The following is a 22,338-nucleotide window of genomic DNA, read 5'->3' as shown; positions in this document are numbered from 1 at the left end:
TATGAAGATACAAGAAAACATTTCCCTTCAGCCCTACAACACCTTTGGTATTGATAAAAAAGCTAGATTTTTTGTCATCGTTACCTCTATTTCAGATTTGAAAGAAGCATTGGCTTATGCAAAAAGAAATGAGCTTGGAACCATATTTCTTGGTGGAGGCAGCAATATTTTATTGACTGAGGATCTGGAGGCCTTGATTATCAAAATTGAAATCAAAGGAATTGAGTTACTAAAGGAGACTGAGGATCATGTTTTGGTTGAAGTTGGAGCTGGAGAAAACTGGCATGAATGGGTTCTGTACACTATTCAGAATGACTGGGCTGGAATTGAAAACCTGTCGCTAATTCCCGGAACAGTTGGAGCTTCTCCCATGCAAAATATAGGTGCTTATGGCGTGGAACTCAAAGACGTATTTCATAGCCTTAAGGCTCTCAATAGAACTACCGGAGAAGTAGAAATTTTTGATGCCGAGCAATGTGAATTTGGATACAGAGAAAGCGTTTTCAAGCATAAATTGAAGGATGTTTATGTCATTTGCTATGTCACATTCAAGCTTTCCAAAAAACCTGTATTTCATACTGAATATGGCATTATTAGAGATGTTTTAGCAGAAAAAGGAGTCAGAGACCTCAGCATAAAAGCCATTTCAGATGCCGTAATTGCAATCCGTCAATCCAAGCTACCGGACCCTGAAAAAATTGGAAACGCTGGCTCATTTTTCAAAAACCCTACAATAGATTTGGAATTCTTTGAAAAACTGAAAAGCGAATTCCCTGAAATCCCGGCCTACCCAGTTTCTGAGGGTATGAAATTAGCAGCCGGATGGTTGATAGAAAAAGCTGGCTGGAAAGGAAAAAGAGTAGGTAATATAGGTGTTCATGACAAGCAAGCCTTAGTACTCGTCAATCATGGCAATGGAGACGGAAAAGCAATTGCTGAACTTTCACAGGAAATACGTGCTTCTGTTCGGGAAAAGTTTGGAGTGGAATTACACCCGGAGGTAAATTTCCTCTAAATCAGGCTATCCTGAACCTCCAGTTCTTTTTGATAACGCTCTACGCTAACGCCAAATTTCTTCAAAAATTCAACTCCTTCATCTACCCCAATTCCTTTGTATTCAGCATAGGAAAATAGGTACACAACTTTGGAGATCCCCATGGAGAAAATAATCCGGGCACAGGGCAAGCAAGGTGCTAAAGTCACATACAATGTAGAGCCTTCTACTGAAGTGTTATTTTTTACAGCATAAAGAATGGCATTTTGCTCCGCATGCAATGCTAGCGAACAACTCCCCTTGCTATCTCTCGCACAACCATTTTCTGGAAATTCAACATCACAGTTGTGCGTACCAGCAGGAGGACCATTATACCCGATGGAGATAATTCTGGTGTCCTTTGTCAAAACTGCGCCTACGTGTTTTTTGATGCAATGAGAGCGTTTGGCTAGGTTTACTGCCAACTCCATAAAAATATCGTCAAAATCGGGTTTACTCATAATTAATAATTTGCTCAAAAATACTACTTAAGGTGAGGTAGGAACAAAATTGGAACAGAAACCTTCCAAAATTTGTCAAATATTATACATATTCAACTTTTAAGCAGCTTAGTCGTTTTGAGCTAAAAAGAAATATTCATGAGTTTATCTAAAATATCCGTACACCTTGTCTGCATTTTAGCCATTGGGCTATGCTCATGTAGTTCAATAGATATTTTCAAAGAGAACACAGAAATTGCTCCTGTATCAAACTACAAATCCTTTGTCATTATCAATCAAGAGGTGAATATGCGAGGATTCAGTGCGCAATTATTGGATGAGAAAGTTCAGGACCATTTGAGAGAGGCGCTAGAGGCTCAAGGCATGGTATATGACAGGACTAAGCCTGATTTAGTCATTCGATACACATCAAACGAGGACCAAAGAATGAGGGAAATCAATAATTTCAATTATCCTATGCCATTCTGGGGATATAGAGTTTGGGATCCTTGGACTTTCAATCCTTACTCCTCTTTCAATACACCTGTAAGATCCAGTAGCTATGAGCTTCTTCAAGTGATCGTAGATTTTATTGATCCGAAAAAAGATAAGTTTTTGATGACCCTTACTGGTGTTACAGAGGTTCAAAGTGCTAAATTCAAGGAAAGAAAAGTGCTGAAAACTACAGACAAGATTCTTGAGAGATTTATAACTGACGTACTAATCAACTCTAAATAAAATGGAAAAGCGCTATCAATCCTTGAATGAATTTTATCCTTTTTACCTCTCAGAGCATCAAAACCCAACTTGTAGGATCCTTCATTTCATTGGTACAGCCTTGCTATTTGTGATTTTGTTTAGCGCAATCTTGACAGGAAATTATTTGTGGCTCATAGCTATCCCATTTGTAGGATACGGTTTTGCATGGGTGGGACATTTTTTCTTTGAAAAAAATAAACCTGCTACTTTTCAATATCCCGGTTATAGCTTGATTTCTGATTTCAAACTGTTTTTTGACCTTTTACTTGGAAAAGAAAAATTTCATCCAAAAAAAAGTATATAAACCAGTCTTATTTATTTGGCAATATATTTGCGAAGATTGAAAAGTATATTACTTTTGTAATAGCTTTAATGTAGTTCAGGCGCAAATATTTGCATTTTGATGTTAACGATAGTATTAATAGACGACGACCCTATCAGCACATTTGTGACTGAAAAGCTGATTTCTAAGAATGTCAAGCAGCCCTGTCAATTTTTTAAATATCAAAGTGCCAAAACTGCTCTCAATGAAATCTATCAAATCCGACCAAATTATCTGTTTTTAGATCTGAATATGCCTGAAATGACAGGCTGGGATTTCCTCGATAATTTCGATAGTCAAAAAAATGAAGCTGAAATTTATATCCTCAGCAGCTCGGTTGATGAAAGAGATATCAACAAAGCTAGCAAGTATCAAGTGGTCAAAGATTATTTATCAAAGCCACTTATTAAGAAATACATCAAAAGCATCTTCAACTGACCCACAGGGTCATTTTTTTTTGCCTTTTCTCCAACTTTTCAACTTCTCATAAGTTTAATTTTATGTAAATTAAACCTTATGAAATGCCCATAAGGAAAAATATCACAAAGCAGGATAATTATTGTGGGCATTCCATCTGATCTGTAAAAAACAAACTATAAACAGATGAAATCGAGCTCGACGAGAACGACACTCACTGAGATGCCCCCGAAGTATCGGGGAAAATGTGCGACCTGCCTGCCGTAGGCAGGGATTCCATCCCGATTTTCGGGACAGGTAGTGACCTTCGAAAAACAAATTCTAAACACATGAAAGAGATTAAAGCCGAACTAATAGCAGCTATAGAGAGAACCGCGAAGAAGTTGAAGAATGGAGCAGCCTATCAGTGGGGTCACATGGGTGCCTGCAACTGTGGGAATCTTGCTCAGGAATTGACAAGTTTGTCAAAAGCCGAAATACATCGATTTGCTATGGAAAGATCAGGAGATTGGAATGACCAGATTCTGGAGTTTTGTCCTACCTCTGGTTATCCTATTGATTTGATTATAGAAAATATGCTGAATTATGGGTTGACTTTAGATGATTTGGGTCATTTAGAAAGATTATCAGCTCCGGAAGTTTTATCCCAACTTCCATTTGAGGTCAGAAACAATCTTTCCCAAAACAAAAAAAATGATGTCATCCTTTACTTAGAAACTTGGGCTCAAGTATTAAGGGAAAGATGGGAAAAGCAAACTCCTGTTTTCGATTTAGAGCAAAATGAAAAAAAATTCATCTCGCATGCATTGAGCTAAATAAAATTTTATTTTAATTCGCGCAATCTAAACTAAGTGCCCTTTAACAAACAACTATGGAGGAATTTGACGACGATTTCGATGACTTCGATGATATCGAAGACGAAGATGATTTCGATTCTGATTTCGAGGACGAATACGATCTCGATGAGGAAAATGAATTTGTAGATGATAACATCATGGACTTCGACGAAGACGATGAATTCGACGAGGACTTCGAAGATGATTTCGAAGACGATTTAGACTAAACCATAATTGTGGTGCCTTTATGTTGGTATTTTCCTTCTTTGAAAGTATCTTCGGGCCATCATTATATACCAATAAAATTATGATTCTACTTGATATATTCACTTCACCAATTGCCTCAGGAGCACAGTTGTTCATTTTAATCGTTTGCATTCTAATAGGACTAGGTGCAGGTCTTTCCGCAATTGATGCCAGAAGTACTTTCTCAAAAAGCAAGAAGGATTAATCACACAAGATTTATACATTTAAAAGGGAGGCTTAGCCTCCTTTTTTATTGTAGATCTAATTGAAGAGATAAACTTTTTAATAGCGCTGTCTCAGCATCATTTTTCAAACTTTGGGACAAAAAATCTAGATCTTCGAGCTTAACAAAATGGTCGAACCCTGCTTTTTTCCCCTCCTCCCCGGAACTGATTAAAACTGATTTTTTACCATGCTTCCAACAAAGTTTCAAAAGTTCGAAACAAGCCTTTCCCTCTTCCGACTGAGCATCATATCTCCCCTCTCCCGTAATCACCCAATCACTTTCTTTGATAAGATCTTCTAATCCTATTCTTTCAAAAAAATAGGGGGAACCAAATTCAATATCTGTATTAAAAAACGCTGATAAGCCCAAAGCAATCCCTCCAGCCGCTCCAAATCCTGATTTATCTACAAACTCCTTTTTGGCTTTCTTAAATAATAGAGCAACATTCTTTTCTGAGGAAGTTTCAAAGGCAGTCAATTCTTTAGATTTCAAACCCTTCTGAGGGCCAAAAACCGGAATAGCTCCATGATTCCCGAAAAATTGATTTCGTACATCACACAAGCAAGTAAAGCGGATATTAGGTAAGGGAACTGGGCTTTGAATATGACTGATTGCCTGTTGCACACGATCAGTGAATGGTAGAATCTCTCTTCCATTTTGATCCAGAAAGACAAATCCCAAAGCTTGAAGAATCCCCAAGCCCAAGTCTACTGTAGCACTCCCTCCTAAGCCAAGAATAATCTCCTTGGATCCCATCCCTATAGCTTTTTTAATCAACAGCCCTGTTCCAAAAGTAGAAGCTATCCAAGGATTTTTTTGACTGTCAGCTATTAATGCAATTCCAGAGGCTGTTGAAACATCCAGATATGCTTTTTTTGAGATTTCATCGAGGCTAAAAAAACCTATCGTTGGTCTCCCAATTGGATCTAAAGTCCAGGCATTTACCTGCTTTAGGTTTAAAAATTTACTGAGAAGATTACAGGTTCCATCTCCTCCATCAGCTATAGGAACAACTTGTGTGTGAACTCCAGCATACTTATCAATGCAAAATGAAGCTATGATTGCCCCGGCCTCTTCAGCGCTTAAGGTACCTTTAAAAGCATTCGGGGCAATCAAGACTTTCATTTTTCAGCTTTCATTCTTTCGAAATAATCTTTTGCAGCTGCTTTAACTTTCGGTGCCAGATATATGGTGGAAATCATCGTTGGAATTGCCATGATCGCATACATTCCATCTACCAAACTCACCACAACTTCTAAGGAAGCTACAGCTCCCATTACAATCGTGATCAAATAGAAATAATTGTAAAAGTCAGCTTTTTTGGCCCCGAAAAGATAATTGAAACACTTATGTCCATAATAAGAATAGGTGAACATGGTGGAAAGTGCGAAAATTAGAACGGCAGTCATTAGTAGGTATTTTCCGATTCCAGGTAGGGCCGTTTCAAAAGCATTCAAGGTAAGTCTTACTCCATCAGCTTCTGTACTTTGCCAAACACCTGTCAACATAATAACCAAAGCAGTTAGAGTACAAACCACGATCGTATCGATAAATGGACCTAACATCGCTATCAATCCTTCTCTAATAGGCTCTCTATTTTTGGATGCTCCGTGAACCATAGGGGCTGTACCAATACCTGCTTCATTGGAAAAGGCAGCTCTTCTGGCTCCTGTTATAATTACTGCTCCAACAGCACCACCTGCTGCCGCCTCTCCAGTAAATGCATCGGTTACGATTCTAACCAACATTTCAGGAACATCACCAATATATTTTGCAACAATAATCAAGACCGTTGTAAAGTAAAGGGCTACCATAAAAGGAACCAGCTTGGATGCCACGACAGCAATTCGTTGTATCCCTCCCAGAATTACGATAGATACAAGCAACATCATAGAAATACCGATTATCCACCTTGTCGTTTCTCCTGTAGGAACTCCTGATGGTTCAAGCATCACAGCTCTGAATACAGCAGATAATTGATTGGCCTGAAAAATTGCTAAAAGACCTATTACACCGGCAACTGAAAATATGATGGAGAGAAATTTCCATTTTTTCCCCATGCCCTCTTCTATCACGTACATAGGACCACCTTGAACCACACCGGCAGTGTCTTTTCCTCTAAACATGATGGCAAGGCTACAGCTATAAAATTTGGTTGCCATTCCCACGAATGCGGAAACCCACATCCAAAAAATGGCGCCTGGGCCTCCCATATTGATTGCTATTGCCACGCCACTGATATTCCCCAATCCTACTGTAGCGGCTATTGCGGCTGAAAGAGCTTGAAATGAGGTAATCTGCCCTGGAGCCAGATCATCGTCATATTTTCCTCTAAGAAGGCTGATGGCATGTCCGATTTTCCGAAATGGAACAAAGCCGGAGTGAAACAACAAAATCATACCGCCACCCATCAATAAAAGCAACATGGGCGTACCCCATATCCAATTTGCAAAGGAAATAATAATGTCTCCCATTCTTATCTTTTTGTTTATCAGACAGATGACTCTGTCATTTCTAATTTATTTTAAAAGGACCATATTAGGCCGATTTTCCTCAAAATCCTAGATTTTCGAACTATTCCTAAAAGTAAAAAACCCAAGCTGATAATTTCAACTTGGGCTCAAATTTTAGTTTTTTCTACCACTCCACTTTGGGTGATTTATAGAAATTAATATCTCTCAATTCCCATCTTTTTCCTTGAATAGCAATTCGCTTTTTAAAGCTTTCCCAATTTCTTTTTTCCGTTGGAGTCCAAGCTACCTCAGCAATTGCTGCCAGTCTCGGGAAAACCAGGTATTCTAAATCATCTCTATTGACCACGGTTTCAGTCCATAAAGGCGCTTCGACTCCTAAAATGTCCTTCTTGCTGATTCCTTCAGTGTAATTGGCTGGATCCCATAGATAAGCAGAATCCAGTTCAATATAGGCAGCCCAATGCAATCCTATTCTAGTGGTGGAATCATACTGCATATCCAAGTAAGCCTTTTTTGCAGGGGACATTAATACCTGATTTCCTTGCTCTTGAGCCAGTTTAGCATTATCCGCCATAGCCCAAAATTGTGCAACATTCCCCGGTAATAAAGTAGTGGTGGCAATTTCGTCCCAGCCAATGCTGGTTTTACCATGACTCTTTACTATCTCCTGAACACGCTCTATGAAATAGATATAATCATCTTTTTTGGTTACATGGGACTCATCCCCGCCAATATGAAAATAAGGCCCTGGAGTGATTGCTGAAAGCTCCCTTACTACGTCATCAATCAATTGATAAGTTAATTCCAGATCAGTATCCAAAGTGCTGAATCCTACTTCAATTCCCGTATATAGCTCAGCCGGTTCTCTAATAATATTGGACTTTTTTAAATCCCCCTCAGCTCTTTCGACAGATTTGGTAACAGTCTCTGTATCACCATCCGGTAAATTGATCCCGGAATTCAACTCACCATAGGAAGCTAAAATAGCATTGGTATGCCCAGGCATATCCACTTCAGGGACAATAGTAATAAACCTCTGAGAGGCATACTTTACTATATCCACATAATCTTCCTGTGTATAATATCCACCTTCTCCACCTCCAACTTGAGTACTTCCGCCTATTTCTGTCAGTTTAGGCCAGGATTTGATTTCAATTCTCCAACCCTGATCATCGGTTAAGTGTAAATGCAGATAGTTTAACTTTAGCTCGGCCATCAGATCTATATAGTGCTTCACTTCCTCAACACCCATAAAATGTCTGGAAACATCCAGCATAGACCCTCTATAGGCATACTCTGGTTTGTCTACAATTTTCCCTGCAGGTACTTCCCAGGTTTGATTGCTCGGATTAGGAGCTAATAACTCAGCTGGAAAGGCTTGTAGAAGGGTTTGAACACCATAAAATATTCCTGAAGCTCCATTCGAGGATATGACTATTTTTTCTTCTCCTATCTCCAATTCATAGGATTCATCTCCAGAATTTGATTTGAGGTCCAAAACAATAGAGCCAGCATCACCAGATACTGGGATCGCAAAACCCGTAGCATTACGGAGTTTCTGAGCTAAATAATCTGCGATGAAAGAAAGTTCTTCTCCAGCACCAGATATTTGTATAGAAGTCGATTCATTCACCTGAAAGCTTCCCGAGGCAGGAACCACACTCGCTGGTAAGGGCATGATACCCACAGCATCTAATGATTCCTTTTGATTTTGGCAGGCAGTCACTAACAGCACGATTGACATCGCGAAAGCCAGTTTGAATTTTTTCATGATTATTGATTGGGTTTGAGTAAACTTAAATAAAAATTTTTTTTATCCATTTCCTTTTATCAAATTTATTTGAAAAAGATGAATATGGGAATGAATGCGCCTTTTGCATCAAATCCTTTCCATTATTCAAAAATTAAAATCAGTATCCCCATGATTTTTTTAAATTGAAATCATATAAATGGATTTGAGCTTTCTGGATCATTGAAAGTTATCCTCCTCAATCAGTAATAGACTACACTTGAAATAAAGAACATAAGCATACCTTTTATTGATTTTCCCAAGTAACCATGAAAGACAAAAAAGAGATAAAAACTAATTCAAGAAGAGAATTCCTCAAAGGCTCAACTTTAGCCTTGGCGGGATTCTATATTGTACCAAGACATGTTTTAGGCGGACCGGGCTTTGTGGCACCTAGTGACAAACTCAGAGTAGCAGGAATTGGAGTTGGAGGAATGGGCTACAATGATGTTAGTGGAGTATATAGAAGTGAAAAGGCTGAGATAGTTGCCTTATGTGATGTAGACGATACCAGAGCCCAAAGAGCAAGAGATCAACATCCAAAAGCTCCTTATTACAAAGACTTCAGAGTCATGTTGGAAAAGGAGGAAAAAAACATTGACGCGGTCACAGTGTCTACTCCGGATCATATGCATGCCGTGCAGGCGATGATGGCCATGAAAATGGGAAAACATGTTTACGTTCAAAAACCTCTGTCTCATGACATCTATGAGGCAAGAATGTTGACTCAGGCTGCAGAAAAGTACAAAGTGGTAACCCAGATGGGAAACCAGGGATCTTCTGGGGACGGTGTCAGAAAAATGGTAGAATGGTATAATGCAGGGTTGATTGGAGAAGCTACAAAAGTTTACTCCTGGACCAATAGGCCTGTTTGGCCACAAGGTATTCCATGGCCCAATGAACCCATGACACCTCCAAGCGATCTGGATTGGGATTTATGGCTTGGGACAGCTCCTTACAAAGATTATGTAGGAAATCTGGTTCCATTTAATTGGAGAGGTTGGTGGGATTATGGAACAGGTGCATTAGGAGATATGGCATGCCATATTATGGAGCCACCATTTAGAGTTTTAGGATTAGGCTACCCTAAATCCGCAGAATGCTCAGTAGGATCAGTCTACGTAGGTGAATTTCAAAGAGGATACTTCCCAGACAGCTGCCCTCCTTCTTCCCATATCACATTAAGGTTTGACAGACCTGGAAAAGAAGATCTAGAGTTTCACTGGATGGATGGAGGTATTCAACCAACGAGACCTGAGGAATTGGAGCCTAACGAACAAATGGGAGACGGAGGCAACGGAGTAATTATCGAGGGAACAAAAGGAAAAATGATGTGCTCCACATATGGGGTCAACCCACAACTATTACCTACTTCCAAAACCAAAGACATCAATGTTCCTGAAACATTGTACCGAGTACCGGATGGAGACAGGGGGCATTACAGAAACTGGGTAGAAGCTTGTATCGGAGGTTATGGCTCAAAAGAATATCAACAATTGAGTTCTCCTTTCAGTGTGGCAGGGCCATTGACTGAATCTGTTTTGATGGGAAATCTTGCAATTAGGTCCTATGACTACAGAGTACCAAGACCTGGAGGAAATGACAATCAATTCGATTACCCAGGCAGAGGAATCAAATTGGTTTGGGATGGACCAAATATGAAAATCACCAATTTTGATCCAGCAAATCAATTTGTAAAGCGGGAATATCGAGGGGATTACACACTTTAGAAGCATTTATTTATAATAAAAGAGCGCTGACTTTAAATAAGCCCAGCGCTCTTTTTTATTTTAAAGAATATCCCCTTTTCTAATTTTCTACTGTTAATTCTACTCTTCTATTTTTTGCTCTTCCTGCTTCAGTTGCATTGGAAGCCACAGGGCGAGTTCCACCCCATCCTGCAATTCTTAATTTTTCAAACTCAATACCTTTCTCAACCAAATAATCCCTCACAGCTGCTGCTCGTTCTAAGGAAAGGGCTTTATTTAATCCAGGATCACCGGCATTATCAGTATGTCCACTAATTCGGATTGTCAGATCAGGGTTTTCTATTAAAAACTCTGCAATCTCATTCAAAAACTCCAGCGTTTCTACTCCTTCTAGTTCAGCTGTGCCTCTTTTGAAAGCAACTTTTTCCAAAGTAAAGGTACTGCCGGGAGCCGCTTTTCTCAGCAAAATCACATTTGGTTCTCCACTTAAAATCCGATCCACAGGAATTGCAACGGGGAAATATTTTGCTGCCTGGAATCGAAGCTCAGTTACTCCAGACTTCTTTAATTCATTCAATTTTAATGGGCCGTTTTCTATTCCCCATTCTGCACCTTTTTTTGAGAATAAGGAATAATCCAAAATTCTGGATTTTGAATTTTCATCTATGACCAACCAAGAAAGATTGGGCTCATCCACGGGTACAGATTTTTCCTGAACTTTTACTTCCGGAAATCCTACGGAACTTGAAGGATAAATAGGAACAATCTCCTGTATCTCTACCTTTTCTTCAGCTTCTGTTTGATTCAATACAATCGCACTCGGAGACTCAAAATTCTCTGGAATAATTAATTTTTCTGGGTTTTGGAAAGTCAAAAGATCCGCAAATCCATCACTGTTTTGTGTACTCGTCCATACTATTTCATCATCAGAAATAAAGGTGATGGAAGCCTCAGATCCCGGAGAACTGATTTGTTCCCATCTTTTAGGCTGGCTCCAATTGGAAAGGGATCCGTCCAAAGATTTGGAGATAAAAATATCTTTCCCCTGTGCTCCTTCCTGCATGTTTGATGAAAAATAAAGGAGCTTGCTGTCAGGATTATAGAATGGACTTATTTCCTGACCTGGAGTATTGATCACATTTCCGAGATGAACCGGCTTTGACCAATCTATCGTACCAACCTTTTGTATTAGGTAAATATCTTCATTTCCTCTGCTGTCTGCTCTTTTCCCTGAAATAAAAATTAAAGTTCCTCCTTTGGAAACTCTACCGGTCAGGTTTCCTTCCATTTCTGAAATTCCTTCCACATTGACTTTTCTCAGAAAATTCCAGTCAGTTCCAAACTTGGAGTACTGATAAACCCCATTCCTTTCAGTATCTCTGTGATATACTAGTAAAGTCAGAAGATCCTCTAAACCCAAGGGAAAATCATAGCCAGGTGTACTGAGATCAGGTCTGTGAATAGCCTCTGACCATTCCCCATTTTCATCTTTTTTACTCATCCATATATCACCGGGATCAGTAATTCCACCTTTATTGTCTGGGTGAAATGCTCTGGTAAAGAGCAGCGTATTATTTCCAATCCAAACAGGATTCTGATCATCCTGTGGACTATTTGCTCCTGACAAACTTCGGATAGCTTGAGCAGAAAGACCTGAGGAAAAAGAAAAAGCAAGCAATACTAGACTGCCTGCTTTCACATAAAATGACTTGAACTTATTCATAATTATTGACCCAAAACGATGGCAAATACCAGCGGGGCCACAATTGTTGCATCAGATTCAATGATAAATTTCGGAGTTTCCAAACCAAGTTTACCCCAGGTAATCTTCTCATTAGGAACTGCTCCAGAATATGATCCATAAGAAGTAGTAGAATCAGAGATCTGGCAGAAATAACCCCAAAGAGGCACATTATCACGTTGCAAGTCCTGATGCAGCATCGGAACCACGCAGATTGGGAAGTCTCCTGCAATTCCCCCGCCAATTTGGAAAAATCCGACTTTACTTTCTTCGGTAGCATTCTGGGTATACCATTCAGCTAGGAACATCATATATTCTATACCGCTTCTTACAGTATGTACATTCTTTACATCTCCAGAGATCACATGACCTGCAAACATATTTCCCAAGGTTGAATCTTCCCATCCTGGCACTATGATAGGCAGGTTCTTTTTGGCAGCTTCTAATAACCAGCTGTTCTTAGGATCAATTTGGAAAGAGTCATCCAACTTACCAGATAGCAATATTTTGTAGAAAAATTCATGAGGAAAATATGCTTCACCGGCCTGGTCGGCTTTCATCCACTCTTCCAAAATCACATTTTCAATTCTTCTCATGGCTTCCATCTCAGGAATACAAGTATCCGTAACCCTGTTCATGTGTCTCTCCAAAAGATCTTGCTCTTGTGCAGGAGATAATTCCCTGTAATTTGGGATTCTCTCGTAATAATCGTGAGCAACCAGATTAAAAACGTCCTCTTCCAGGTTCGCACCTGTACATGTAATGATTTGGACTTTATCTTGACGGATCATTTCTGCCAAGGAAATACCCAATTCAGCGGTAGACATGGCTCCTGCTAGGGTGACCATCATCTTCCCCCCTTCTTCCAAATGAGTCTTATATCCTTCGGCCGCATCAATCAAGGCAGCTGCATTAAAATGTCTGTAGTGGTGCTTTAGAAATTCTGTGATTTTCATTACTTGGATTTATCAATTAGGCGTCAAAAATACCTAAAAATAGGGTACAAAAAAACCCGACCTTAAGCCGGGTTTCTATATATCAGTAAGTAAATACTTATTTAGCTGAATCAGCAGGAGTAGTATTGTACTCTTTATTCAGACCTTCAATCACGGCTTTGGTTACATCCAAAGCATCTTTTCCATACCATACTGCTCCACCTCTAGTGTAGCTCAAGATCAAATCAATGTTATTTTCCTCTGCATAGCTCTTTAGATATTTCTGAACTTTGTCATAAACATCGCTATATAGATTAGACTCATCGGCAGAAAGCTCTTGCATCAGATTATCTCTGTAAGTCATCAAGTTTTGCTCTTTCTTTACCAACTCTTCCTGCTTTGCTCTTTGCTGGTTAGGAGTCATATTTCCACCAGTTTGCTGGAAATTAGCTACCTCCTGCTCAAAACCTCTAGCTCTGCTTTGAAGATCTCCTTCAAACTTCTTTCCTTTTTCTGTGATTTCTTCGGATTTCTTTTTGAAGAACTCGTATTGATTGATCACACTGTCAGTATACACATATGCAATACTCAAATCAGAAATTGAAGCAGCCTCTCCTGAAGCTGTTGCAGTTGTGTTTTCTGTAGTTTTTGGTTGACAAGCGTAAAAAAGCACTGTTGCAAAACCAAGTACTCCTATGAATTTAAATCCTTTTTTCACTTTGTATATTTTATTGTTGACAAGGGCGCAAATATAAAGAAAGTATTGATTTTCCAAGGTCTGACCTTTTTGAAAAAGCTTTTTTTAGGAGTATTTAAAAAAATATGTCCTGAGCTAGCCTGTAAACCTGAGCATGCGCCTCAATGATATGGCTGATTTTTTCACTATAGCCTCCTCCCATCGAACACATAATTGGAAGCTTCAACTCTTTTGCAAGGTTCAGCACTTTCTTGTCACGCATTTTAACACCTTCTATGCTCATGCCTAGACGTCCAAGTTTGTCTGTTTCCAACACATCGACACCACATTGATACATGATGAAGTCAGGATGAAACTTCTTCAGTATGTTTTCTAAGGCCAGATCTAGCTGAGTTAAATATTCCTCATCTCCAGTTCCATCCGGCAATTCTATATCCAGGTCAGACTTTTCTTTTCGATGTGGATAGTTTTTGGCTCCATGCATGCTGAATGTAAATACGGATGGATCATCTTTGAAAATTTGAGCTGTACCATTGCCCTGATGCACATCCAAATCTATGACTAGAATATTTTTGGCAAGTCCTTCATTCTGAAGATATCGACTTGCCAAAGCTATATCATTTAACAAGCAAAAACCTTCTCCTCTATCCGTAAACGCATGATGAGTGCCACCGGCGATATTTAGGGAAATACCGTATTCAAGTGCAAACAAAGCAGCTCTAACCGATCCACCAGCAATGATGGTTTCCCTATCCACCAATTCTTTGCTCAAAGGAAAACCTGTAACTCGTTCTTCTGACCTGCTTAAGGCTAAATTTTTGAGTTTTTCCCAGTATTGAGCATCATGGACTTGTACAATAAGACTTTCATCTATTGCATCTGGAGCAAAGAAATTTCTTTCAGAAACTGTGCCCTCATACATCAGTTGCTGAGGCAAAAGCTCATATTTCTCCATTGGAAATCTATGTCCCGGAGGCAAAGGATGAGCATATTCGGAAGACCAGGCAATTTTAAGCATAAAAAAAAACGCTTGTATTTTAACAAGCGCTCCAATTTTTTGTTCCAAATTAAAATTTAAACGTCTTCTTCTTCAGATTGAAAAGCATACATGGTTTCATCGAGTTGAATTGTATCATCATTAAATTCCTTGATGAATTTAGCTATTACTTTCTCATCAATATATTCCACATTCAAAGCTGCATCTAAACCGATTCCATAATCGTGATTTGTATCGATGTCTATGAATTCTTGAACTTTCACAGACTCCTCCTCTTCGATTTCCATGATCATCTCAGTGATAAACCAACCGATTTCCTCTTCTTCACTAGACAATGGCATAAGATTGCCATTTTCATCTTCTTCGTACCTAATTCCACTGAAATTCGGGAATTTCTTAGCGGCTTCATGTTCTGCAAGCTCATAAACCTCACTCGCATGGTGTAACCTCAACGTATATAAGGCAGCATCGTATATAACTTCTTTACCTTCAAACATTCCAATGAAGTAAAAATTTACAAATTCATCAGAGTTTTCCTCCTCAGGAATTAATTGAAATGATTTGCCAGAGGCTTTCAATTCCTGCTTGAGCTTGGAAATTTCTTTTGGATCAAAGCCAGGATTCATAGTTGACATAGATTAAAAATTATTAGTCTTAAGTTTCAGTTGGGAAAGATAATCTTCAAGTTGAATATAGCAAGTAATATACGTCACAAATTGTAAATGAATAAACATAATATAGAAAAGTTTGATGAAGAATTCATCAAAAAAGTTTTAAAATCAGAAGAAGGTATCTCATTGGATTTCAAGCAGAAAGTGAGTTCCAAGGAGAAAATCGCCCGCACAATCTCTGCTTTGGCCAATACAAAAGGAGGTATCATTGTAGTAGGTATTTCGGATCAAAAAAAAATAACTGGCATAGACCCAAACGAGGAAATGTATATGATTCAGGATGCTAATGATAAATTCTGCATTCCTTCGGCAAACATAGACTTTGAGACTATCAAATGGATTGACGAAGCACCTGCTTATAATGAACCTTCTGAAAAATTCATACTAAAAGCCATGATTCATCCTTCCAAACAGGAAATAAAGAGCCCAGATAAAAACGGAGTTTTGAAAGTTTATCGAAGGGTTAATGATCAAAGTACCTCAACGATCTAAATTCAAATTATTTCCAAACAACGAGTTGATCAAGCTCAAGACAATTGCAAATAATAAAGCCCACCAAAATCCGTTTACTTCAAAACCGGGAATTATCGCATCTGCTAATAATATTACTAAAGCATTAATCACCAAGAGGAACAAACCAAAGGTGATGATGGTTAAAGGTAAAGTAAGTAAGATCATCAAAGGCTTTACAGTCAGGTTGATTAAAATCAACAGAGCAGCGAGCAAAAAGCCAGTAATCCATCCATCAATGGAGATTCCCGGAAGAAAAAAAGCTGCTATTAATACTGCAATGCCACCTAATAGAATTTTGACAAGAATCGAAGTTGCTTGTGATTGCTGAGACATAATGAAAAGTTGTTTTCACCAAATTAAGCAAAAATTGATTTAAATCATGAAAATTAGATCGAGGTTGATCTCCTAGAAGCTTTACTATTGGGCTACTGCCTCTTATATTTGTACAAATTCAATAAACCAATAACGAGTGATTATCATTATCTTCTTTCTTCTGCACTGGTACTTTTCATTATTCTGCCAGAGCTTCTTTCTGCACCGCTATGCAGCTCATCAAATGTTTGTCATGAATAAATACTGGGAGAGATTTTTCTATGTTTTCACCTGGATATGGCAAGGAAGTTCGTATTTATCCCCTAGAGCATACGCTATCCTTCACAGAATGCATCACGCATATAGCGATACTCCGAAAGACCCTCATTCCCCACATCATACAGAGAACCTTTTCACTATGATGTGGAAAACGAAAAACATTTACAATGATTATTTCAGCTTTAAACTGAAGCCTGAGGAGCGTTTTTCTAAAGATATTCCTGATTGGAACAAATTTGACAAATTTGCAGACAGCATGGGAGTCCGAGTAGCTTGGGGATTATTATATGTAGCAATCTACGTATTGGCAATTACTGTATTTGAATTGCCTGGAACTCACTGGTGGATGTACTTCTTACTTCCAATCCATTTCTTGATGGGTCCTGTTCATGGTGCTATTGTTAACTGGAGCGGCCACAAATACGGATATGCTAATTTTGACAATAATGATAAATCAAAAAATTCGTTATTGTTGGATGTTTTAATGCTCGGAGAGCTTTTCCAAAATAATCATCATAAGCTTCCAAACCGTCCCAACTTTGCAGTGAAATGGTACGAATTTGATCCGACCTATCCCATTGTAAAACTATTACACGCATCGGGTATAATTAAATTAAGAACAGCATAATCAAAAAGGAGCAAAATTTGCTCCTTTTTTATTTCCCTAGTTTTCAGCTACTTGAGATTTTTTTTAACTAAATAGGCAAACTTATTTTTGTACTTTTCTTGGATTTTCGAAACTAAACCAATAATTTTCTAAGGAATTAAAACTTAACACCTTATGAAACCATTAACCAGAGCAGAAGAGGAGATCATGCAAATCCTCTGGGACATCGAAAGAGGGTTTGTCAAAGACATCCTTGTACCGATGCCAGAACCAAAGCCAGCCTACAACACAGTTTCCACTATCGTTAGGATTCTAGAAAGAAAAGGCTTTGTGAGTCACAAGTCTTATGGCAAAAGCCATGAGTATTTCCCAATCGTATCTAAAGATGAGTACAGAACATTCATCATCAAGAAAATGCTAGAGGGATATTTTGATAGTTCATTTGCAAAAATGACTCAGTTCTTTAAGAATGATGAGTCTTTGAACAACAAGAATTATCAATAAATAGAAACGTTTAACGGATAAGCATCAGATAAAAGAAAAAGCCGGGCAAATTGCCCGGCTTTTTTTATCTCACCTCTTTCAGAAGTTCTTCAATTGCCTTTTCCAGCTGCTGATCAATGCCCTGATCAATTTTACCTGGCATATTTTTCACTTCAAACTGTGGCTTTGTTTCATTATTCTCCAGCCACTCTCCTGCTTTATTTTTGGCAGAAATAGGAACAGCTCCCCATCTCACTCCATTTGGCAAACCTTCCCAACCTGCAAAAGAGCAAGTACCCGGAGTAGGCATGCCCACTGTTTTACCAATATTCAAATCTGTATATCCACAAGCAAAACAATGTCCATCTGAATAATTGGCTTCATTGAACATTGCTAAAGTTGGTTTAGTCCACCTAGCAGTTGGCTCATAACCCACCACTTTATCAGCAGTGGCATAAGTCAGGAATTTTTCACCAGTAAAGAACATAGCCAAATCAGCAACCAAGTCTCCACCACCGTTGAAACGAGTATCTACGATAACTGCTTCTGTATCATGATACTTACCCATCATGTCCTCATAAACATTTCGATAAGGTCCGTCACTCATCCCCGGAATATGCACATAACCCAATTTACCATCACTTAATTTTGTAACCTCTTCCTGATTCTGTTTCACCCATCTTTTATAAAGAAGTCTGTTTTCTTCCCCCAAGGAAATTGGTTTTACAGTGATTTGCTGAACATTTCCGCCACTGGTATCGGTTAGTTCAAGCAAAGTAAACTTGTCCACTTTCCTGTTCAAAAGTTTAGCAAAATCCACTTCTGGACTAATTACTTCACCATCGATCTTTTGGATAATCATACCCTGCTTTACAGTAAATTCTGCTTTATCCAATGGGCCTCCGGAGATCACTTCTGTTATTTTTACTCCATTTCCCTGATGCTTATAGTCCCAGAATATCCCCAAAGCAGCTGTTTGATCAGCCATTGGAATAGATCTGTTGTATCTTGCTCCAGCATGAGAAACATTTAACTCCCCGATCATCTCAGAGAGCATTTCAGCAAACTCATAATTATTACCAATATGTGGCAGGTATTTTTGGTAATCTACTTTGGCTTTTTCCCAGTCTACACCATGCATATCCGGAGTATAAAAAATACCCTTTGTCCTTAACCAAACATGATCAAATAAATGGGCTAATTCTGCATCCTTATCATAACTCATCTCGCCACTGATCTTAATGCCCTCTTTCTTCATTGACTCAGTGTTGATTTTGGAAATACTTCCATCACTCAATAAATAAAGATTTTTTTGATCCTTGTCCCACATCAACCTACCATACCCGGCATTCAAAGCAAGCTCCTGCTTGGTTTCTTTAGTCCTTAAATTAGTGCTCCAGAGGTTTTGTCCTTTTTCAAAACTGGCCAAATAGAATAGTTTCTCCCCATCTTTACTAAGTACAGCGTCCCCCAACATAGAAGAGTGAATGGTCAGTTTGGCCTTTCTTTCTTCCAATCCATCCCAGTCAAATTTAAGAGGAGCAACTTCTTTTTTCTCATCCTTTTTTTCCTCTTTGGAATCATCTTTCTTTTTGGACTTTTCTATTTCCTTCATCAAGTCAAATTCCTCTTTACTCAAGTTGAATTTGTCCCAAGCTGCTTTATCGAAGAAGAGCATATACACATCTTCTTCACTTCTTCCTGATGTGGCATAGCTTCTTAGACCATCTCTATTAGACATCCAAAGCATTTGTTTCCCCTCATTTACCCAGGTAGCTCTATCGTCACTATAGCCACTTTGGGTGATCTTTTTCATGGGTTGCTTGCCAGTGATATCCAATAAAACCACTTCAGAGTTGACCATGGTAGGTCTGTAGGTAGCTAATAAATAGTTACTATCAGGACTCCATACAAAATATTGATCTCCATCTCTCATATGAAAGAGCTGATCAGGAGTCATTAAAGTAACTGCCACTTTACTGGATAAATCCACTACTTTCAAGGTTCTTCTTCCCTCTACATAAGCGAGCTTTTTCCCATCGGGAGACAATTTTGGAAGATAGGCATCATCATTTATCTCCAGCAATAACTTTTCATTCAGCAAGGTTGAAGCAAAAAAGAAAGGTTCTTCTTCTCTTGCTTTCGTACTTTGGAAAATCTGCCATTTACCATCTCTTTCACTGGCATATACGATGGATTTCCCGTCAGGAGCAAATTCCACAAATCTTTCTTGTTCAGGAGTATTGGTGATTCTTTTTGTGAGTGATCCATCGACAGATGTAACAAAAACTTCTCCCCTGGCTACGAAGGCGATTTCTTTTCCATCAGGAGAAATACTCATTTCGCTAACTCCACCATTAATAGAAATAAAGTTATCAGGATTGGAGATTGCCTGCGTTTTCAGACTAACGGCTACTTTTTTAGGATTTTCACCTTTTCTTAATGTATACAGCTCTCCATCATATCCAAAACTCATCAATCCATTGTTGGAAATACTTAAGAAGCGAACTGGAAAATTTGTCAAGCTAGTTAAGGCAGTAGTCTGCGAAGGATTATCTAAAGCCATGGAAAACACGTTGAAACTTCCATTTTGCTCGCTTAGATAATACAACTCTTTTTCATCGGGTGAAAAAACCGGGTTTCTGTCTTCCCCATAGAATGTGGTGAGCATCTGATGCGAATTAGAACTTGCATCATAAATCCAAAGATCCCTAGCTATTCCAGACTCATGATGTTTTCTCCATTCATTCTCCCCTCCTTTTTTGTCATGATAGACTATCTTAGATCCATCTTTACTGGTCTTTATATATTCTGCTGGAATAGTCCAAACTTGGTCTACTCTGCCACCATTTACCGGAACCTTATATAATTCAGGCTGTGATCCCGTAGGATATTGTCTATGAGAAGCAATATCCATTCGGGTTGCTCCGAATAGGACAAACTTTCCATCTGCTGAAAAATCAAAAGGTTGCTCATCATTGGAATGATATGTCAACCTTGTTGCCGGGCCTCCGGCAGCATCCATGATAAAGATGTCAAAATTTCCATACCGGTCAGATGCAAAAGCAATCCTGCTTCCATCCTTGCTCCAGACTGGTTGATAGTCATGAGCTTCGTGAAAGGTGATTTGCTTAGCTTCTCCACCTTGAGAAGAGACAGTATACAAATCTCCTTTGTAGGTGAACACAATAGTGCTTCCATCGGGAGAAATTGCAGGGTATCTCATCCAAGAAGGATTCTCTTGGGCATTGATTCCTGAACTGATCAGAGTGAATAATGTCAGAGTTAGAATACTATATAAATATCTCATAGCTTTTAATTTCGATTGTGAAAGTAATGAAAATTAAAAAACTTAGCTTCAAAACTTCACCGTTGGTGTCTTTTCAAGGAAGAATGGATGCATCTAGCAATCCTTTTATACTTTTCTTCCATCCTTCGATGGACAAGGCTATATTTGCGGCTTAAATTTTAATAATTCCATGAATCCATTTATAGAAGAATTGCGCTGGAGAGGAATGCTCCAAGATATGACACCCGAAATCGAAGAACACTTAAACAAAGGTACAGCTTCGGCATATCTGGGTTTTGACCCGACAGCAGACTCTCTTCATATTGGCCATTTGGTGGGAGTAATGACGCTATTGCATTTCCAGAGAGCGGGTCACAAGCCTTTTGCTTTGGTAGGCGGGGCAACTGGAATGATTGGAGATCCATCTTTTAAATCAGCAGAAAGAAACCTTTTGGACAAACAGACATTAGATCATAATGTATCCTGCATCCAAAATCAATTGTCTAAGTTTTTGGATTTCAAAACCAATGCTGACAACAAGGCTGAGTTAGTCAACAACTATGATTGGATGTCTCAGTTTTCCTTTTTGGATTTTATCAGAGATGTAGGAAAGCACATTACCGTTAACTACATGATGTCCAAGGACTCCGTAAAAAGAAGACTTGAAGATGGAAATGGGCTTTCTTTTACCGAGTTTTCATACCAGCTGATTCAAGGTTACGATTTTTACCACCTTTGGAAAAATAAAAATTGTACTGTTCAGCTTGGGGGTTCAGATCAATGGGGAAATATAGTAACCGGAACTGAACTCATTAGAAGAATGGGTGGCGGTAGCGCCTATGCCTTGACTGTTCCTTTGATTACTAAAGCTGATGGAAGCAAATTCGGGAAAACTGAAGGAGGTTCCGTGTGGCTTGATCCAGAAAAAACCTCTCCTTACGCGTTTTACCAGTTTTGGTTGAATGTGTCGGATGAAGATGCATCTAAATATATCCGAATATTTACCACATTAGACAGGGAGACCATAGAGGCATTGGAAGCAGAGCATGCTCAGGCACCCCATTTGAGAACCTTGCAGAAAGAAATAGCCAAGCAAGTAACCATCATGGTACATAGCCAGGAAGATTATGAGATGGCTGTAAAAGCATCTGAGATCCTTTTCGGAAAATCTTCAACAGAAGACTTGGCAGCTTTGGACGAGCGAACCTTTTTACAAGTATTTGATGGAGTACCTCAAGTAAAAATTGAGAATGCTGAATACACAGCACTTACTTCTATTTTAGATTTATTTGGAGAAATTTCTCAGGGAGTGATTTTCGGTTCCAAAGGAGAAGCAAGAAAAATGATTCAGGGAGGTGGCTTAAGTATCAATAAGGAAAAGGTTGCTGATCCTAACGCATCCATAAATTTTGAATTGCTACAAGGAAAGTATTTACTAGTGCAAAAAGGAAAGAAAAATTACTTCATCGTAGAGATTGTTTAATCCTATGAGGATCAAGTAAAAAGCCTTAAATTTTAAAATTTAGGGCTTTTTTTTATGTCTTTAACCTAAATATTGACCCA

General features: G+C 38.8%; 23 protein-coding genes. 12 read left to right on the top strand and 11 right to left on the bottom strand.

Annotation, left to right across the window (positions count from 1 at the left end; all coding sequences use genetic code 11):
* The first annotated feature begins 1 nt into the window (after nt 1).
* Nucleotides 2-1,015, top strand: coding sequence for a UDP-N-acetylmuramate dehydrogenase (gene murB, locus GYM62_RS06265; RefSeq protein ID WP_144605115.1), 1,014 nt, complete (start codon nt 2-4; stop codon nt 1,013-1,015).
* Here murB and GYM62_RS06260 read toward each other — a convergent pair.
* Nucleotides 1,012-1,494: a dCMP deaminase family protein gene (locus GYM62_RS06260; protein ID WP_091653922.1), complete on the bottom strand. Its 483-nt coding sequence runs from the start codon at nt 1,492-1,494 to the stop codon at nt 1,012-1,014. The genes murB and GYM62_RS06260 overlap by 4 nt on opposite strands.
* 138 nt (nt 1,495-1,632) lie before the next feature.
* On the opposite strand from GYM62_RS06260, the gene GYM62_RS06255 reads away from it, so the two are divergent.
* From GYM62_RS06255 to GYM62_RS06230, 6 genes are all read left to right on the top strand, one after another.
* Complete coding sequence (locus tag GYM62_RS06255) at nt 1,633-2,211, top strand: DUF4136 domain-containing protein (RefSeq protein ID WP_219958761.1); 579 nt, start codon at nt 1,633-1,635, stop codon at nt 2,209-2,211.
* A gap of 1 nt (nt 2,212) precedes the next feature.
* Nucleotides 2,213-2,536, top strand: coding sequence for a DUF962 domain-containing protein (locus GYM62_RS06250; protein ID WP_219958760.1), 324 nt, complete (start codon nt 2,213-2,215; stop codon nt 2,534-2,536).
* A gap of 99 nt (nt 2,537-2,635) precedes the next feature.
* Complete coding sequence (locus GYM62_RS06245; protein ID WP_091653927.1) at nt 2,636-2,992, top strand: response regulator; 357 nt, start codon at nt 2,636-2,638, stop codon at nt 2,990-2,992.
* A gap of 308 nt (nt 2,993-3,300) precedes the next feature.
* On the top strand, nt 3,301-3,786 hold the full coding sequence (locus tag GYM62_RS06240; protein ID WP_144605109.1) for a hypothetical protein: 486 nt from the start codon (nt 3,301-3,303) through the stop codon (nt 3,784-3,786).
* Nucleotides 3,787-3,842: 56 nt separating this feature from the next.
* On the top strand, nt 3,843-4,034 hold the full coding sequence (locus tag GYM62_RS06235) for a hypothetical protein (protein ID WP_091653931.1): 192 nt from the start codon (nt 3,843-3,845) through the stop codon (nt 4,032-4,034).
* An 80-nt stretch (nt 4,035-4,114) separates the two neighbouring features.
* Nucleotides 4,115-4,258: a hypothetical protein gene (locus GYM62_RS06230; RefSeq protein WP_186300077.1), complete on the top strand. Its 144-nt coding sequence runs from the start codon at nt 4,115-4,117 to the stop codon at nt 4,256-4,258.
* A gap of 45 nt (nt 4,259-4,303) precedes the next feature.
* On the opposite strand, the gene GYM62_RS06225 is transcribed toward GYM62_RS06230, so the two are convergent.
* From GYM62_RS06225 to GYM62_RS06215, 3 genes are all read right to left on the bottom strand, one after another.
* The gene (locus GYM62_RS06225; protein WP_219958759.1) at nt 4,304-5,404 is read right to left on the bottom strand and encodes a glycerate kinase; all 1,101 of its coding nucleotides are present in this window, start codon (nt 5,402-5,404) and stop codon (nt 4,304-4,306) included.
* Nucleotides 5,401-6,753 (bottom strand): sodium:alanine symporter family protein, encoded by a 1,353-nt coding sequence (locus GYM62_RS06220; RefSeq protein WP_219958758.1) that lies wholly within the window; start codon nt 6,751-6,753, stop codon nt 5,401-5,403. Before GYM62_RS06220 ends, GYM62_RS06225 begins: the two co-directional genes overlap by 4 nt.
* A gap of 163 nt (nt 6,754-6,916) precedes the next feature.
* On the bottom strand, nt 6,917-8,524 hold the full coding sequence (locus tag GYM62_RS06215) for a beta-N-acetylhexosaminidase (protein WP_219958757.1): 1,608 nt from the start codon (nt 8,522-8,524) through the stop codon (nt 6,917-6,919).
* Nucleotides 8,525-8,811: 287 nt separating this feature from the next.
* On the opposite strand from GYM62_RS06215, the gene GYM62_RS06210 reads away from it, so the two are divergent.
* Complete coding sequence (locus GYM62_RS06210; protein WP_219958756.1) at nt 8,812-10,272, top strand: Gfo/Idh/MocA family protein; 1,461 nt, start codon at nt 8,812-8,814, stop codon at nt 10,270-10,272.
* A 79-nt stretch (nt 10,273-10,351) separates the two neighbouring features.
* Here the strand turns inward: GYM62_RS06210 and GYM62_RS06205 are convergent, their stop codons facing one another.
* From GYM62_RS06205 to GYM62_RS06185, 5 genes are all read right to left on the bottom strand, one after another.
* Entirely contained in the window at nt 10,352-11,974 is a 1,623-nt protein-coding gene (locus tag GYM62_RS06205) for an OmpA family protein (protein ID WP_219958755.1), read from the bottom strand.
* 2 nt (nt 11,975-11,976) lie between these two features.
* Nucleotides 11,977-12,948 (bottom strand): deoxyhypusine synthase family protein, encoded by a 972-nt coding sequence (locus tag GYM62_RS06200; RefSeq protein ID WP_091653945.1) that lies wholly within the window; start codon nt 12,946-12,948, stop codon nt 11,977-11,979.
* Nucleotides 12,949-13,045: 97 nt separating this feature from the next.
* Nucleotides 13,046-13,645: an OmpH family outer membrane protein gene (locus GYM62_RS06195; RefSeq protein WP_091654317.1), complete on the bottom strand. Its 600-nt coding sequence runs from the start codon at nt 13,643-13,645 to the stop codon at nt 13,046-13,048.
* 94 nt (nt 13,646-13,739) lie between these two features.
* Entirely contained in the window at nt 13,740-14,642 is a 903-nt protein-coding gene (locus tag GYM62_RS06190; protein WP_219958754.1) for a histone deacetylase, read from the bottom strand.
* Nucleotides 14,643-14,698: 56 nt separating this feature from the next.
* On the bottom strand, nt 14,699-15,256 hold the full coding sequence (locus GYM62_RS06185; RefSeq protein ID WP_091653948.1) for a hypothetical protein: 558 nt from the start codon (nt 15,254-15,256) through the stop codon (nt 14,699-14,701).
* 87 nt (nt 15,257-15,343) lie between these two features.
* Between GYM62_RS06185 and GYM62_RS06180 the strand changes: the two genes are divergently transcribed.
* Nucleotides 15,344-15,784, top strand: a complete 441-nt coding sequence (locus GYM62_RS06180) for a helix-turn-helix domain-containing protein (RefSeq protein ID WP_219958753.1) — start codon at nt 15,344-15,346, stop codon at nt 15,782-15,784.
* Here the strand turns inward: GYM62_RS06180 and GYM62_RS06175 are convergent.
* Nucleotides 15,773-16,138: a phage holin family protein gene (locus GYM62_RS06175; RefSeq protein WP_219958752.1), complete on the bottom strand. Its 366-nt coding sequence runs from the start codon at nt 16,136-16,138 to the stop codon at nt 15,773-15,775. The genes GYM62_RS06180 and GYM62_RS06175 overlap by 12 nt on opposite strands.
* Nucleotides 16,139-16,274: 136 nt before the next feature.
* Between GYM62_RS06175 and GYM62_RS06170 the strand changes: the two genes are divergently transcribed.
* Both GYM62_RS06170 and GYM62_RS06165 read left to right on the top strand, forming a co-directional pair.
* Complete coding sequence (locus GYM62_RS06170) at nt 16,275-17,024, top strand: acyl-CoA desaturase (protein ID WP_219958751.1); 750 nt, start codon at nt 16,275-16,277, stop codon at nt 17,022-17,024.
* A gap of 153 nt (nt 17,025-17,177) precedes the next feature.
* Nucleotides 17,178-17,507 carry a BlaI/MecI/CopY family transcriptional regulator gene (locus GYM62_RS06165; RefSeq protein ID WP_091653955.1) on the top strand — a complete coding sequence of 110 codons (330 nt, stop codon included), beginning with the start codon at nt 17,178-17,180 and terminating at the stop codon, nt 17,505-17,507.
* Nucleotides 17,508-17,571: 64 nt separating this feature from the next.
* On the opposite strand, the gene GYM62_RS06160 is transcribed toward GYM62_RS06165, so the two are convergent.
* Nucleotides 17,572-20,796, bottom strand: a complete 3,225-nt coding sequence (locus tag GYM62_RS06160; RefSeq protein WP_219958750.1) for a S41 family peptidase — start codon at nt 20,794-20,796, stop codon at nt 17,572-17,574.
* Between the two features lie 169 nt (nt 20,797-20,965).
* Here GYM62_RS06160 and tyrS point away from each other — a divergent pair, with 169 nt between their 5' ends.
* Nucleotides 20,966-22,258, top strand: coding sequence for a tyrosine--tRNA ligase (gene tyrS, locus GYM62_RS06155; RefSeq protein ID WP_219958749.1), 1,293 nt, complete (start codon nt 20,966-20,968; stop codon nt 22,256-22,258).
* The last annotated feature ends 80 nt before the right edge of the window (nt 22,259-22,338 follow it).

The organism is Algoriphagus sp. NBT04N3, assembly GCF_019443765.1.
Taxonomy (GTDB): Bacteria; Bacteroidota; Bacteroidia; order Cytophagales; family Cyclobacteriaceae; genus Algoriphagus; species Algoriphagus ornithinivorans.
The sequence above is the reverse complement of the archived record's forward strand: the minus strand, read 5'-3'. Positions and strand labels throughout refer to the sequence as shown.

What these genes read in the sequence shown, in the direction of transcription:
- murB (WP_144605115.1), top strand. Translation starts at nt 2, where the DNA reads ATGAAGATACAAGAAAACATTTCCCTTCAGCCCTACAACACCTTTGGT.
- GYM62_RS06260 (WP_091653922.1), bottom strand. Translation starts at nt 1,494, where the DNA reads ATGAGTAAACCCGATTTTGACGATATTTTTATGGAGTTGGCAGTAAAC.
- GYM62_RS06255 (WP_219958761.1), top strand. Translation starts at nt 1,633, where the DNA reads ATGAGTTTATCTAAAATATCCGTACACCTTGTCTGCATTTTAGCCATT.
- GYM62_RS06250 (WP_219958760.1), top strand. Translation starts at nt 2,213, where the DNA reads ATGGAAAAGCGCTATCAATCCTTGAATGAATTTTATCCTTTTTACCTC.
- GYM62_RS06245 (WP_091653927.1), top strand. Translation starts at nt 2,636, where the DNA reads ATGTTAACGATAGTATTAATAGACGACGACCCTATCAGCACATTTGTG.
- GYM62_RS06240 (WP_144605109.1), top strand. Translation starts at nt 3,301, where the DNA reads ATGAAAGAGATTAAAGCCGAACTAATAGCAGCTATAGAGAGAACCGCG.
- GYM62_RS06235 (WP_091653931.1), top strand. Translation starts at nt 3,843, where the DNA reads ATGGAGGAATTTGACGACGATTTCGATGACTTCGATGATATCGAAGAC.
- GYM62_RS06230 (WP_186300077.1), top strand. Translation starts at nt 4,115, where the DNA reads ATGATTCTACTTGATATATTCACTTCACCAATTGCCTCAGGAGCACAG.
- GYM62_RS06225 (WP_219958759.1), bottom strand. Translation starts at nt 5,404, where the DNA reads ATGAAAGTCTTGATTGCCCCGAATGCTTTTAAAGGTACCTTAAGCGCT.
- GYM62_RS06220 (WP_219958758.1), bottom strand. Translation starts at nt 6,753, where the DNA reads ATGGGAGACATTATTATTTCCTTTGCAAATTGGATATGGGGTACGCCC.
- GYM62_RS06215 (WP_219958757.1), bottom strand. Translation starts at nt 8,524, where the DNA reads ATGAAAAAATTCAAACTGGCTTTCGCGATGTCAATCGTGCTGTTAGTG.
- GYM62_RS06210 (WP_219958756.1), top strand. Translation starts at nt 8,812, where the DNA reads ATGAAAGACAAAAAAGAGATAAAAACTAATTCAAGAAGAGAATTCCTC.
- GYM62_RS06205 (WP_219958755.1), bottom strand. Translation starts at nt 11,974, where the DNA reads ATGAATAAGTTCAAGTCATTTTATGTGAAAGCAGGCAGTCTAGTATTG.
- GYM62_RS06200 (WP_091653945.1), bottom strand. Translation starts at nt 12,948, where the DNA reads ATGAAAATCACAGAATTTCTAAAGCACCACTACAGACATTTTAATGCA.
- GYM62_RS06190 (WP_219958754.1), bottom strand. Translation starts at nt 14,642, where the DNA reads ATGCTTAAAATTGCCTGGTCTTCCGAATATGCTCATCCTTTGCCTCCG.
- GYM62_RS06185 (WP_091653948.1), bottom strand. Translation starts at nt 15,256, where the DNA reads ATGTCAACTATGAATCCTGGCTTTGATCCAAAAGAAATTTCCAAGCTC.
- GYM62_RS06180 (WP_219958753.1), top strand. Translation starts at nt 15,344, where the DNA reads ATGAATAAACATAATATAGAAAAGTTTGATGAAGAATTCATCAAAAAA.
- GYM62_RS06175 (WP_219958752.1), bottom strand. Translation starts at nt 16,138, where the DNA reads ATGTCTCAGCAATCACAAGCAACTTCGATTCTTGTCAAAATTCTATTA.
- GYM62_RS06165 (WP_091653955.1), top strand. Translation starts at nt 17,178, where the DNA reads ATGAAACCATTAACCAGAGCAGAAGAGGAGATCATGCAAATCCTCTGG.
- GYM62_RS06160 (WP_219958750.1), bottom strand. Translation starts at nt 20,796, where the DNA reads ATGAGATATTTATATAGTATTCTAACTCTGACATTATTCACTCTGATC.
- tyrS (WP_219958749.1), top strand. Translation starts at nt 20,966, where the DNA reads ATGAATCCATTTATAGAAGAATTGCGCTGGAGAGGAATGCTCCAAGAT.